Consider the following 15,958-nt stretch of genomic DNA (forward strand, 5'->3'; position numbering starts at 1 on the left):
TCCTAAAAACCGTTTTTCAATAAAAGCTTTATACCTTCCAATACTAAAAAATGCAAAGGATAAAAAAGATAAAAGAAATATTTCATGTTTCTTCCTTTTTTCCCGTTATATAAAAATATAGGAATCAATCCAAACATCGAATAAATCTGTATTTTTGAAATATCAGATATAAAGGGTGCCGCTATGTTAAGTAACAAAAAACTTATTGTTATTTTTATTTTATCCTGTCTGAAAAAATGAAATATCATTATTGTTAAAATACCGTATATCCCGTAATCAAAGTCAAATTTGACAGAAATATAACATAAAATTTCGATTATAATTATTTTCGGTAAAATATTTATTTTTTTTGAATGGTATAAAGATATTATTAAAAGTCCTGTAAATAAAGTAAAAAATATATTCAAGGAGTAATTCATATAAAAAATCATCAAATGTATTATTATTGCAAACAAAAATAACCTCAATAAATATTTTTTCAAATTTTTCGTATGAACATACCCCTCTCCCAACGAAAAGGCAAATATCGGGAAAGCAGTCCGTCCTATAATATTGAGGACTTCACTGCCTCCTATAACATGATACCAATGATCCGTAAACATTGTTACTATACCTATCATTTTCAATATAAATAAATCCATAGTTGCCTTTCGTTTCTTTTATGCTTTTATATAGTCGTATTTCCCGCTTTCAAATTTTTTCACAATGTAACTGCACACGGGAACTATTTTATAATTATTTTTTTCTGCAAACTCTACACCTGTATTGAACAGTTTATCGGCAATTCCCTGTCCTCTAAGTAAAGGAGAAACGTATGTATGGTCGAAAATAAGATTATTTCCGTCTTTTTTATAAGTCATTTCGGCTATTATTTCTCCTTTTTCATCATATATATAAAATCCTTTATTTTCTATATGTTTTATTTCCATTTAGACACCTCCGATTATTTTATTTTATAAATTATATCATAAAAATCAAAATGAAAAAAGTCGACAATCAGATTTTATTTTCCTTTATTTGTATTTGTTTTTTCTTCCCATGCCGACATCGGATAATCTGATGAATTACTCCATGCCCATACTCCGTCATAGTAATAACTTTTTCCGTCTGTATTCTGATGTAATTTATCGGCATTTTTCAAATGCAAATAAGCATATTTTTTTATATATCCGCTTATTGCATTAAGATCTGTACCTATAATGCCTACAGTCATATTTTCTTTTTTCTCGTTGTTAATCATACAATACTGGAATTTTATATCCGCTCTGTATTCGCCTTTATCGTTTATTTCCTGAAACTGATGTCTTCCCACAGGTTTGTTACAGTATGAGCCTTTTTCTAAATTTTTAGGATCATTAAACTGTTTCGTACGGTCACGATCTATTACAGTATTTGCAGTATCCTTTTGAGGACTCACAGCCCCGGAACTTTTAGTTGTTGCAGTCTTTTTTACTTCGTTTGTCTGTTTTGCTTTGACATTTTCATTTGCTGTTGTTTTCGCATTATTTTGTGGTGTTGCGGCTTTATTATTTGTTGCTGTATTTACAGTTTTTTTCGGAACTGCAGCTGCTTTTTTTTCTTCCTTTTTTGCAGTAGACTGTTTTGCTGATGCAGTTGCAGCTGCAACTACATTTTCATTATTCAGTATTTTTTCTATAGTCAGTTCTTTTTCATTCGCTCCCAATAAAATCCCCGACACTAACATTAATAAGAAATACTTTTTCATACACATTCCTCCGGTAATTTTTAAATTCGTCAATAATTCTTACTTCCGCTTATAATATAGCATAATTATAAGTTATTTCCAACAGTTTTATTAATGTTTTCGAAAAACTAATTATAAGTAAAAGCTAAAAAGAACCCGCTTTAAATTAAAACGAATTCTTTTTATTTATAAATAATAACTTGAAAAGCTTATTAGTAAATAACCCTAAATCCTAATCCACCTCTTATATTTTTACCTTTTGTATCATATCCTGCATTTAGAGTTACCCCAAATCTTTGATTTTCCAATCCTAAATTCAAATCAGCCTTGAAGTTTCCTTTTCTGTCGTCTTTTTCTCCTCTTATATTAAACCAATCAGCTTTTGTGTAAGCTACTCTTGCCTTATTTTTTACATTTCCCACTTTTCCAAGTTCATTTTCATATCCTAAACCTAACGTAGTTGTAAATGTTGTTTTTACTGCCATTGGTTGTTTATATTTGAATTCGATTCCTACTTCAGGTTTTACAGAATAATAATCATTCCCTTTTACTTCGAGTCTTACTTCTCCGGCTTTTTCCTTAATTGAATCAAATCTTCCATATTCAAGTTTTAAATTTCCATACGGTCTTATGCTGAATTTTTCTCCTGTTCTGAATTCTTTACTTATTTCATTTTTAACCGCAACTCCGTATGTATTATATCCGGCTTTTGCATTAAATATCTCATCTACTACAAGATATTTTCTATGCATATCACTTCTTGCTATATAGCCTTCTCCGGATACTGTCCATTGTAAACTTCCGTTATGATCAAATGCTTTAGATTTAAACACTCCTAATTTTAACATTGTTGTTGTTTCTTTTGATCTTCCTATATCTTTGAGCTTGAATATATTTGTTACAGCTCCTGCATACCATCCACTTGAATTTCCTAATTTAATAGTTTCATCTTCATGAACATACGCTACTCCGTAGGCATTGCTTGTATAGTCTATTATTCCTGCTGTATCTGTCTTATATTCTCCTCTTGACCCGAATGCAGCTATCTTATTTGATTGTTTAGATTTATTATTCCAGTTTTTTCGTAGCCCGTTTATTTCCTTATCAAGAGTTTGTCCTGTAGAAGATACTCTCTGCTGTACATTTGCATACTGATGTCCCATCATTTCGTCAAATGCCTGTTGCAATAAAATTCTCTCGTTATTTCCAATTTTATTTAACTTGTTAAACAATGCTTTTTCTCTTGAATCCAATGCTTCCACACCGTATCTTTGCTCAAGTCCGTCTGTAAAGTTATACGTATCTCTTGTAGTTTTCTTGTCTCCTGCAAATACAGTATAAGGTATTTTTGAAAGATAAGCATTTCTTATTGTATAATCAGGTAACTGAGTTATAGTCGCCATCCATGTCAATGCTCCTGAATATATGGACCATTTTTCAATTCCGGATCTTCTTATCATGTCATTATACGGTTTTATTATATCATCACCTAATTGAATATCTTTTGCGTTTGTATATTTTGTAGCTTCAGAACCTAAGATAAGGTCTCCCTGTGTCAATCCTGCCAAAGCTCCGATATTATTTATAGGTTTTGTATAATTTATACCCGATGTATCTATGTACATACCCACTGATGATGTCGGTATTTCACTCGGTTTTCTGTTAGCAATCGCCTGTACTCTTGCCAAGTGCGGTTTCTGAATTTGCCCATTTCTCGTTATTGTTGCGTTTGAACTGCCTGCAGGGGCGTACATTCTTATTCTGTCCAGTCCTGCATCTCCTAACGTTTTCGATGTATCGGCAGCTTTAACTTCCTTAATTTTATTCGCTCCGCTTCCTGTAGTTATATTAAATTCTCCGTAGTTTTTAATTATTCCACCTGCTACAAGTAACCCGTATCCCTTAGAAGCATCTATATGAATTTTCCCTCTGTTGTCCAAAGTTGCTCCGCTTGTAACTGCAATTCCTATTTGCCCTACGTTTCCTGTTCCTACAGTTGTAATTGTACCTTCATTTATTACTTCGGCTCCGTTTTCTGCGAATATTCCTATATTTCTCTTAGACCCGCTTAACTCAATTCGCCCGTTAACTCCATTTAATATTCTTGAACCTTTTCCTGTAGCATACATTCCTATACTGTTCGGTGTCGTAACTCTTATTATTCCATGATTTTCAATATTCCCTATTCCTCTTGTTACTTTATTTCCCGAACCTGCAGGAGATTCTTCACTATATCCTGCCGCCATTCCTATTCCATATTTTTTATCATCAGGATTAGTAGATATATCCGATCCCGATACATTTATTATACCGTAGTTCTTTATAGCTTTAGGAGTTGAAGTTCCGCCTTTTACATAACTGTATGCTCCTACGTTTCCTATACCTCTTCTGAAATCTATTGTTCCGTAATTCTTAACTTCTCCTGAAGCGTAAATCCCGTAGTTCAGGCTTCCTGTCGATCTTAAATTACTGTAGTTTGTTATTGTTCCTGTTCTGTCAGCAGAGTACATAAATACCGAGTCATCTGATAAAGTTGTAACTCCTGTTGTTCCTAATAATCCTGTTCTTACTGTATTACCCTGTCCTGTCATAACATAACCGAAAGAGCCTTTTCCGATAGTCATTTTATCCGTATCACTGTTAAGTGTCTGCCCGTTTCCTGCAAGATATACTCCCGCTCCTTCTTGGCTGGCACCTAAGGATTTTCCTACAGATATTTTTGCATTTTGTTCAATATTAACTGTTCCTTCTTTAGAATAAACTCCTATTCCGCCGTCTCCTGCCGTAGTTTCAGAACTGCTTGTCAAAGTAACGTTTCTTCCGTAAATTCCTGTCGATCTCGCTCCTGCCTGAACTTTTCCTTCGTTTCTGATTGTGCTGTTCAAGCCGTTATTCGAGTATATACCTATACTTGGACTGTCTGCTCTTGTCGAATCTCCTACTGTCACATTTCCTTTATTAAGCATTGTATGCCCTGCATTAGTAGCCCCTTCGCTGTGCATTCCTATAGATTTATCTCCTACTAAATTAATATTTCCATGATTTTCTATCTCTCCCGAATTTCCACTTTGAGACATTCCGATTGCATTTTCTCCGGTACTTTCAATTTTTCCGGTAGCTCTATTATAAACATTTCCATTTTCGGCACGCATTCCCACAGACCCCGAACCGACTGTGATCTGTCCATTGTTATGTCCGTTACCGTCTACAGTATATATTCCGGAACCGTTAGTTCCTATAGTAATTTTACCATCTATACCATTTGCCATTGAAGCATCTTTTCCGTAAAGTGCTGATGACTTATCTCCTGTTAAAGATATTTTTCCGTTATTAGAAGCTACTCCTCCATCTGAATAAATTCCTGTAACTCTGTTTTTTGTTGACGATATATCTGTTCCATTATCCAAATTTACAGTCGAATTTTTTGCATTTACAAATAGACTGTCATCATTATTTATGACTTTAGTATTCTTATATTGCATGAAAGCTTCTGTAATGCTCATATATGTATATCCGTCTGTAGATGTCAATGTCAAATTATCTTTAAAATTGCTGCTTGAATTATAGGAACCTCCTTTAATCAAGTATGCAACTGACCCTTTACCTGCTAATGATATATTTCCTGAGTTTCCTATAAATTTGGAAGTTCCACTGTCAGTCGTCAAATTAAATCCTGCAGAGTTTTTACCTATAGTATAAGTTCCTCCGTTTATTTCCACTTCCGAATTTTTTGCATTTATGCCGACGCTTCCTTCTTTAACCGATATATTTCCGCTTGAAGTCACTTTTCCTTTTACTGCATATATCCCTGTACTGCTTGTGACTTTGGAAAAATCTATAGTTCCTGTATGAGATATAGTTGAAGTTGCTCCCGCTTCTTTATTGTCCGCATATATTCCGAACAATCCTTTTTTACCGTTAATTCCTGCTATTTTTCCTTTATTTGTAATGTTTATATTTTTGCTCCAAGTACCAATTGAAGAACCTATCTTATTAGCCCCCCAAATTCCTACTCCTTTGTTTCCAAGCTGAATTGTACCCGTAGTATCATTTAACAGCAATGAATCCGATGCTCCGAACAATGCCGTACTGTTTTGATTATTTCCGTTATCGGCATCCATTTTTATAAGACCCTTGTTTGTGGCTTTACCATAATCCACTACTATTCCTGTTGCTCCTTTTTTGGAATAATCTATCGTTCCTTCATTTACGACATTAATATTATCCCGGCTCATAGCTCCTTCATAGTTTGCCTGTGCTATTACCTGGTCGAGCTTTCCGCTGTCAGTACCGCTTATTTTTTTGCCTGATGCTATTGTCACAGCCGAGTTGATAAATTCTACTCTGTAATATTTATCAATTGCAGCACCCGAATGATTATCAAGGTTTACATCACTGTCAATGTTCAATGTTCCCTTTGATACTTTATACGCTTTAAAGTTTTTGGAAGATGTACTGTCAATTTCAACTCTCTTTCCAAGATAGTTGTTTATCTGGCTCGGATCTACACTGCTTAGATTTATAGCTGTTGTACTCGGAGTTGTATTTTCCAAAACAAACAATGTAGAATTATCTTCCATTTTCAATTTTAATTTTTTCCCTGCTGTACTTCCGGTATCATTAAACATATCGTTTAATCTTTGCGATATTGTTGCAGCTGTAGCGGAATCTCTGTAATAAAATGCAGTTGCTCCGTCTTTTATCGTACCCGATATATTATTAAGAAGTTTAAATTTACCACTTGGAGTATAAGTTCCCCCCGCATTTTTCGTATAGTTATAGAATAATAATGTTCCCGCACCTTTTGCAGTAAGATTTACAGTATTTGCATTTGCAGCATCTCCCAATTCTATTTCAGTATTATCGGCATACAATCCTAATGCTTTATTTTCCGCTGTTATGTCTCCTTTTACTATCTTTGTAGTCGCCGTAGTCCCTTTAGCATACAGTGAAATTGATTTTTCTCCCGATGTCAGAATTGAGCCACCTGTCATTGTGAATTTACCCTGATTGAATACTCCTGTAACCTGTTTTCCCCTTAATTCTATTTTCCCTGCATTTACTCCGCTTGAAGCCGTATTGTTATTTCCCGCAGTCGTCAAGGCTTTCTGGATAACCATTCCTATAGTTTTTTCCAGTTTATCCCCTATTCCTTTAATATTCCCTTTATTTACTATTTCTCCGCCATCCTGAGAGAACATTCCTATTCCGTTCTTGGACGTATTATTAAACAATATATCTTTTGTATTTTCGGCAACCGCTTTATGAGTAATCTCTCCTGCAGCATTCTTTTCGGAATTATTTGCAGCCATTCCTATATTGCCGTCACCGTCATTTATATTGATAGTTCCTTTATTTATAGCTTTCGGTGTAATATTGGCAGGACTGTTTTCAGTTACTACGCTTCCCAAATCCACTCTCATTCCTATATTTTTAGTTCCCGTAACGTTAATAGTTCCGCCTGTATCATTAGTAACATCGTCATTATCTTTTACTTTTAAAATCATACCGCTGTTACCTGTTCCACCCGAAACATTTATTGTCCCTTTATTTTTAACCATTCCCGTGTAAGCTCTTATCGCTTTATTTGAGGTCATGTCGTTATCTTCCAATACTGCCATTCCCGAAGAAAGAGAGCTCCCGCTTCCATCACCACCGCTAATATTAATAGTTCCCCTATTTTCAAATACAGAGCTTCTGCCGGCAGCTGATTGCAATATTCTCGAAGAAAGCTTCATTCCGTAGCTTTCTATTCCACCCATTGTTATTTCCTTGCTGCCTGTACCTTCTCCATTTATAACATCTATTACAGTATTTGGACTATTTGTAGGTTTTGCATATACCTGTATCCCTATAGAACTTTTTCCCATAAACGAAATTTTTCCGTTATTTATCAATCTATAATAGTTATTTCCCGGATTAGGGTCGTCAAATTCCTGTGTTAAAATTAATCCTATTTTATAACCCGTATAGCCTCCTCTTTTCAGAACATTCCCTGCTCCATCTACTATATCGGGTGTTCTGGAAATATCTACACCACGTGGATATTCATTTCCTCCTAAATAAGGGGCGAGCTTTAAATTTGTAGAATTTGAAGCTTCAGTTTGTCCTCCTGCTTTTCCTACATGAAGTCCACCCAATCCTTCAGTTCCTCTATATCCTTCTTCGGCTCTATCTGTTAATTCTCCTTCGTTTATTACTTCTCTTTTCCCCGAACCTGCATCATCATTCTGTATTTCATAACCTGTTACAAGAGGACCTACCATATTTACTGTTGCTCTGTTTACAATCGTTCCTCCACCATTAGCATTATCAAGAGTTGCTACCCTTGAACCTCCTACAAGAAAAGGTTGATTATTCCAAGGTCTTGCCCCTGGATCAGAGTCATTTATATTTCCTCTTATAGAGTCGATTGTTATATTACCTCTTACAGTAGCTGTTCCTCCACCTGTGCCTCCTCTATTCGTATAATCAAAGTAAGCTTTTAATAAAGCTGAATTAAATCCCTGTGCTCCTCTAAGTGCAGTACTCGGACTTGCCCACGCATATATCGCAGTATAATTTAATGTATTACCGTCTATATCTGCATTACTGCTACTGTTATAAGATTTTCCATCACCTGAATGTCTTCCACCGTCAATCTGACCGAGCGTGTTCTGTTCCATATAATTACGATAAGAACCTAACTTAATATTAAAAGTAGGCGGCTTAGGTAAACTGACTGTTATGTCATCAGGAGCCACGGGATTAAATTTATCAATCCCAATATTCGGTGCTGCAGGCGGTGTAGGTGCAACAGGTGTATTTAAAGGTCTAACCGTATTTACTGTTATTCTTGGAGGAGTTACAGTAATAGGGTTTTTAACTATTTCTCTCGGTCTAACTGAAGCTCCCAGTTCAATCTGTGCTATAGGTTCCTGCTGATCAGAGGTACTTTCCAATCCATATGAATCATTTAAGTTTTTTCTTTTCTTTCTATCTGAAGTTGTTGCAGGATTGTCAAAATTCTCAGTTGAAGATGCTGTGTATCTCTCGTAAGCATCGCTCTCAGGCGATATATTTCTTAAAAATAAGTCATTACTTCTTTTAAAAATTCCTTCATAAGGATATTTTTCTTTTTTATCTCCTCTTCCTTTATATATTCCTCTCCAATTACTATATGAATATCCCATCCCGAATTGCCAACTGCTCCATGGAGATTTTACTACCTGATCTCCCTGTTCCATTAATTGTATTAATTCTAAAGTTGAATTTCTAAGCAATCTGTTATTTTCTTTTTTGGCTGTTTTAAATGCCATATGCATATCTTTTATCGATATATTCAGTTCCTTTCTTGACTGTTTTATTGCATTTTCTGTACTTTCTAATTGAGAAGATAATGTTGTATCCGAAAATGACAACATACCCATTAGGAGAAAACTGAATAATAACTCTTTTGTGTACTTAACATTTTTACACCTTTTAGCAAAAGTTCTTAAATTTTTTTCGATTTCTCTTAGATTCTTACTCATCATTTTTATTTCCTTTCTTTATAATTTGTTATTGATAAAAAAGTATTTTTCTTTTTTATCCTCTAAAATACTTAACTTTTCATAATTTTTATATATATTTTTTTATAACACGTGTAATTTTCTATGAAGAGTATAACAAATATTATCTAAATAATCAATAATAATTTATATTCATTATAATTATTTATCGTACATTTAAAATCTATTTTATATATTTTTCTATTTTCATAAACCTCACATTTTTATATTCTAAACAATAATATTCAACACTTTAAAATTTTTTATTATAAAAACAGTAAAATTATAATTAATATTTTTATATAAAACAAAAAGAAGCTATTTTAAAATAGAAATATATCTATTTAATAGCTTCTTTTAGAAAAAAGTTAGGAAAAAATATCTTTATTTTTAGTGTCTTAAAATTTTATTTATTGTTATATTAGATATTTTTTTCTTCAGATATTAATAAATAACCCTGAATCCTAATCCTCCTCTTATGTTTTTACCTTTTGTGTCATATCCTGCATTCAATGTTACTCCAAATCTCTGATTTTCTATTCCAAGATTCAAGTCCGCTTTAAAGTTTCCTCTTCTATCGTCTTTTTCTCCTCTTATATTAAACCAGTCTGCATCAGTATATGCCACTCTTCCTTTATTCTTAACATTTCCGACTTTTCCTAATTCTGTTTCATATCCTAAGCCTAATGTTGTTGTAAATGTCGTTCTTACCGCCATTGGTTGTTTATACTTAAATTCGATTCCTACTTCAGGTTTTACAGAGTAATAATCATTTCCTTTTACTTCAAGTCTTACTTCTCCTGTTTTCTCCTTTATTGTATTGAATCTTCCGTATTCAAGTTTTAAACTTCCGTATGGTTTTATGCTTGTTCTTTCGCTTGTTCTGAACTCTTTGCTTATTTCGTTTTTCAATGCTGCTCCATAGCTTGTATAATCTGATTTTCCTTCAAAAATTTCATCTACTACAAGGAATTTTCTATGCATATTGCTTCTTGCTATGTAACCTTCTCCGGATATTGTCCAGTTCAAGCTTCCATTATCATCAAATGCTTTTGATTTAAACAATCCGAGTTTTAACATTGTTGTATTTTCTTTTGATCTTCCTATATCTTTAAATCTGAATCTGTTATTTACAGCTCCTGCATACCATCCTGAACTGTTTCCGAGTTTTATTGTTTCATCTTCATGAATATAAGCCACTCCGTAAGCATTACTTGTATAGTCTATTATTCCTGCTGTATCTGTTTTGTATTCGTCCCTCATTCCGAATACTTTTAATTTATTCGACTGTTTGGATTTATTATCCCATTCTTTTCTCAGATGAGTGAACTCTTTATCCAATAATGTTCCTGTTCTGTTCATTCTTTGCTGTACATTTGCATATTGGTGTCCCATCATTTCATCTGTTGCCTGATAGAATAACAACTGTTCATTAGTTCCTATACCGTTTAATTTGTTAAATAAAGTTTTTTCTCTTGTTTCCAACCCTTCCACTCCGTATCTTTGTTCCAATCCGTCAAGGAAGTTGTATGTATCTGTCACTTCCACAGGTGTAGGTTCTTTTCCTGCAAATGCAGTATAAGGTTTTTTAGCTAAATATATATTTCTTATAGTTGCCGCACCTGTATCTATTGTAGCTGTTGCAATCCATGTAAATGATCCTGAATATATATTCCATTTTTTTATTTGAGGATTATTAGTTATCGCTTGATTATAAGGTTTTATTATATCTCCGTTTACTTCAATATATTTACTGTTTGTTTTTTGTGCAGCTTCGGAGCCTATTATCAAGTCGGCTTCTCCTGAAGGTATTAATCCTCCGATAGGATTTGTTCCTCTTAATGTATCTATGTACATTCCTATTGATGATGTCAACGGTGCACGTTGTCCTGCTGTACTTGAAATTGTAACAGGAGTAACAGGTTTACCATTTACTGTTATTGTGGCATTTGATGCTCCTGCAGGTGCACTTATTTCTACTCCTGCAACTCCTTTTCCTGTCGGTTTAGCCTTAGGTTCATATAATTTTTGAGCACCGTTTCCTACTGTAAATGTTCCGTAGTTTTTGATTATTCCGCCTTTTAAGAGTGCAAAAGCATATCCGTTTGATGAATTAATATTTATCGTTCCGTTGTTTGTTATTTCAGCACCGCCTCTTACAGTTACTCCGATTGCTCCTGTAGGATTTCCTACTGTTGTTATTGTTCCGTTATTTATTCCTTTTGCTCCGTTATCAAGATACATACCCTGAGTACCGTCTGCTCCGAGATTTATTGTTCCGTCATTTGTTGCTACCGAACCGTTTCCTGTTGCATACATACCGATACTGTTTTTACCGTTTACATTTATTGTGCCTTTGTTAATAATTTTACCTGTGTCGCTGTTTTCATATCCTGCAGCCATTCCTATTCCGTATTTTTGCCCACTTACATTTGATGCTCCGATTGTTATAGTTTTTCCCGCAGTATTTGTCGCTGTTCCGCCTTTTATACTGTAAATTCCTACACTTCCTATTCCTGAACCGAAGTCAATATCGGCATTGTTTGTTATTGTTCCCGCTCCGTATAATCCGTAATTTTCATTTCCTGTAGAATTTAATTTTGTATTATTTGTCATAGTTCCCGTAGTGTCTGTAGAATAAGCATATACTACGTTATTTCCTACTGTTACATTTGCCGTATTACTTGTAAAATTATTACCTCCTGCAGCATTTTTAATAACAAATCCATACGAACCGTCACCTATGTTAACATTTGTCGCATCATTTGTTATTGTTTGACCTGCACCTACAGTGTACACTCCTACTGCTTCATTTCCTCCTGTAGCTAGTTTTCCTCTTAAATGAACATTTCCACCTTTAGAGTATATTCCTGTTGCTCCTGATCCTACACTAATATCGGAACTTGCATCTGTATTGATCCCGTATCCGTACATTGCTGCCGTTTTATCTCCTGCTGCAATAGTTCCCGTATTTTTCAATGTTATTTGAGATTTATCGGTAAACATTCCCACATTAGGGTTATTTGCATCACTTGAATTTCCCAATGTTATTTTTGCATTATTTTCAGCTGTGTATGTTCCATTTCCTGTAGCATACATTGCTGTTGATTTATCTCCTGTAAGATTTATTTCACCGTTTCCGTGATTTCTGAATACTTTACTGTTTGAACCTGTATCAAAGGTCATACCTATTACATTATTTGCAGAACTTTCTATTTTTCCTTGGTTATATGCTCCTCCACCTGCAGCAGAAACTCCATTTTTATAGTAAATTCCTGTAGAATCTTCACCTAATGTTATTTTCCCCTTATTTTCTGCAGTTGCAGAAGTACCTGCTGTAATTGCATCATCATCTTCAGAATATATAGCTGTGGATTTTTTACCTACACTTATTTCACCGTTATTTTCTATTACACCTCTTTTAGCATACATTCCTGTAGTTTCTTCTCCGGTCAAATTAATTTTTCCGTTTGCTTCATTTATTAAAGTAACTTTATTTGCAGCATATGGAGTTCCCGAAGGATTAGAACCGTTTTCCTGAGCCATTGCAACCTGTCTGTTTTGACTTCCTGTCATTGTATTTTCATTTGTAATAGACGAATTTGCTATTTCCAATTTATTGTACAAGTCATTAGCATCATCCAAATTTGCGGCTTGATTTACTTTTAATCTACTCAAATAAAGCATAAATACTTTATAATCAGAACCTGTAATTCCTCCTAAATTTAATGCTCCTACAAGTCCCGAAGGATTAGTGTCGCTAAGATTCATTTCTACATTGGAAGCCACAAATAATCTTGATCCTGCTTCCATTGTTAAGTTAAGGTGATTTAAAGTATTTTGGAATTTTGTAGAAGCAAAATTAGTCAATGCAGCTGTATCAAACGATCCATAAGTTGGTCCCGTATGTTCATAATAGAAAGCTGTTCCTCTTGTACTTGGAGTTGTTCCTCCTTTTATTGTCGCACTTAGAGTTCCTCCGGCAAGATTAAATTTACCTGCACCGGCTGTATAAAACAATAATGATTTTTGTCCTGTTACAGAATTTCCTCCATTATTTATTTTGATTTCTCCTCCATTTGCATAGAAGTTTATTGCTCCGTCTTTTGCATCTATATTCGCTTTATTTACTTCCAATTTCCCTTCTGAATAAAGTCCCATTGATTTATCGGAAGTTACTTTTGCTGTTACTTCTGTAGTCGCTCCTGTATATTTTGATGTTGCTCCTTTTACAACTATTCCGTAAGATCCTTTATCTCCAATAGGTTCTGCGTGATTACCTGAATTATCAACTTTTACCGTTCCTCCATTTGAAGTAACTTGGCTGCCATTATTTACAACTACTCCTGAAACACTCTTACCTGAAACTGTTACGTTACCGTTCATTGTAAGTTTACTGTTATCAGATACAAGCACTCCAGTAGAATTATCTCCAGTAACTTCAACTTCTTGGTTTACACCTGCAGCTGGAGTTCCAATCTCTCCTTCTGAATTTGTTTTTAAGAACACCCCTATATTATTGGTATTACCACTTCCTAAAACTTTTATCGAACCGCTATTTTTTACTTTTGCATTGTTTATTCCTGCTATTCCGACCCCATTAAGTACATTAGTACTTGATATAGTACCTTTATTAACAAGTTTAGAACCGTTAGCAAGCATACCCATTGCGTAAGAACCGTCCATTGTAATTTTACCTGTTCCTTCATTTATTACTTCGGCAGTAGCAGTTTTATCAGCTCTCATACCTACATTTACTTCTTGTTTAGTAGGATCATTATTTTTTGCTATAGTCGAATTTATACTGATAGTTCCTTCATTTGTTATATCACTGTCAATATTAACATAAGCACCTATTGAGTTTTTAACACCTGTAAGAGTTATTTTCCCTGTATTTTTAGCATTTCCTCTTTTTAAACTTACTCCGTTAACAACAGAGCTGTCTAACATTAATGCCATTCCCGCTGAAGTATCTGCTCCCTGATTATTGATTTTGCGTAAGTTTATCGTACCTGCATTCAACATTGTTGCAGCATCATCTGATTTTGCAGCAATTCTCATACCGTAGCTCTCAGCACCGCTCATATTAATTTCTGCTCCTGCCTGGTTTTCCATTTTAGCATAAGTAGTGTGTCTTGGTAAATAAACATACATTCCTATGGAACGGTTTCCAAAAAAGTTAATTTTACCACCGCTTCTATTTTGTAATCTTTGTTGATCCATATGGAATTGTGAAACTCCTTCATTTTCTTCAACTTGAGCAATACCGACTTTATACCCTACATATCCGTTTCCGTTTTTAGAAATTTGATAATCTTGAGTAGGTCCATGAATAGTTAAATAATCTTTTCCTGGATCTGTCGGCATATTTCTTATATAAGAATCCTGATTTTCTTTTTCGTCAGTAATAGTTCCTTCATTTACTAAAATTGTTCCATTTTCCTGTGAAACAACTCCTAATGTAAAAATACCTCCTAATTGTAATGTTCTTCCTGAAGCTACTCCATATTCAGTATTAGTACTGTAAACATTATCCACTTCTAAAACTCTTGAACCACCTATCAAGAAATATTGATGGTTTTTTTCCTGTGTATCACTCGGAATATTCTGTGAATCTGCAACATCAGAAGCCCATTCACCACCGTTGGCAGCTCTTCCATATCCGTAGTTATATGAATTAAAAAATATTTCTTGCGGTTTATCTTCTAATTTATAAGAAGTCGTAGATCCGTTTGGTGCTTCCCAAAGCATTTTAAATGCATAAGATCTTTCAGCAGGTGTTGCAAGTCCATCTCTCCAAGTATAATGTAATATATTAGTTACATTTTGATTAGTACCGGCAGGTGGTGTAAAACCTGATTTAGTATTTTGTCTTGGAGTTGTTCCACCTCCATTTCTCCAATCATAACTGTCACATCCCGAGTTACAGTCTCCTCCTAACACTATAGCAAAATTAGGCGGTGTAGGTAGTGGAGGATCCGCCGGAATCGTAATCTTAGGATTTATCGGCTGAAACTTAACAGGTTCAGGTAAATTCGGCACATTTGCGGATTTAGGAACTAAATTCAAATCAGCCTTATTTACTATTTTAGGATTTATTCCTGCACTTAACTGCAAATCTACTATAGGTTCGGGTACAGGTTGTGTACTTGCTATCCCATATTGAGTGCTTAATCCCTGTCTTGCATTTGATGCCGCCGAACGCGGATTCGAAGATGTTGGCAAACTGCCGTAAAATTTACTGTCAGGCGAAACATATCTGTTAAATTCGTTACTATCCCTTTCAAGTATTCCTTCATAAGGATATTTTTCTGCCTTATCTCCTCTTCCTTTATATGTTCCTCTCCAGTTACTGTAGAAGTAGTTCATTCCCATTTGCCAGCTGCTCCATGGTGATTTTACTACATGGTCTCCCTGTTCCATTAACTGAATCAATTCTAAATTTGCTCTTTTCAATAATCTGTTATTCTCTCTCTTTGCCTGTTTAAATGCTGTGTGCATTTCACTTATTGATGTGTTTAATTCTTTTCTAGTCTGATTTATTGCATTTTCTGTACTCTTAACTTCAGGTGATGTCAATGTATCTGAAAATGTCAACATCCCCATTAATAGGAAACTGAACAATAAGCCTTTTGTATATTTTACATCTTTAGATCTTTTAGCGAAGGCTCTTAAGTCTTTTTCCATTTTTTTCAAGTTATTACTCATAATTTCTCCCTTTCTA

General features: G+C 34.4%; 5 protein-coding genes. All 5 read right to left on the reverse strand.

The genetic code is table 11. From position 1 onward, the window contains the following. Positions 1–2: 2 nt before the first annotated feature. The 5 genes from FVE72_RS09400 to FVE72_RS09420 all read right to left on the reverse strand — a co-directional run bounded on the left by FVE72_RS09400 (position 3) and on the right by FVE72_RS09420 (position 15,942). A complete protein-coding gene (locus FVE72_RS09400; RefSeq protein ID WP_232049444.1) occupies positions 3–620 on the reverse strand; it encodes a TraX family protein in 618 nt (205 codons plus the stop codon). Between the two features lie 39 nt (positions 621–659). Then, entirely contained in the window at positions 660–929 is a 270-nt protein-coding gene (locus FVE72_RS09405; protein ID WP_026738144.1) for a GNAT family N-acetyltransferase, read from the reverse strand. Between the two features lie 74 nt (positions 930–1,003). After that, positions 1,004–1,726 carry a hypothetical protein gene (locus tag FVE72_RS09410; protein WP_051411785.1) on the reverse strand — a complete coding sequence of 241 codons (723 nt, stop codon included), beginning with the start codon at positions 1,724–1,726 and terminating at the stop codon, positions 1,004–1,006. A 191-nt stretch (positions 1,727–1,917) separates the two neighbouring features. Beyond that, entirely contained in the window at positions 1,918–9,216 is a 7,299-nt protein-coding gene (locus tag FVE72_RS09415) for an autotransporter-associated N-terminal domain-containing protein (RefSeq protein ID WP_146966558.1), read from the reverse strand. A gap of 462 nt (positions 9,217–9,678) precedes the next feature. Further along, a complete protein-coding gene (locus FVE72_RS09420) occupies positions 9,679–15,942 on the reverse strand; it encodes an autotransporter-associated N-terminal domain-containing protein (RefSeq protein WP_026738145.1) in 6,264 nt (2,087 codons plus the stop codon). Positions 15,943–15,958: the final 16 nt, after the last annotated feature.

This window comes from Pseudoleptotrichia goodfellowii, assembly GCF_007990505.1.
GTDB classification, from domain to species: domain Bacteria; phylum Fusobacteriota; class Fusobacteriia; order Fusobacteriales; family Leptotrichiaceae; genus Pseudoleptotrichia; species Pseudoleptotrichia goodfellowii.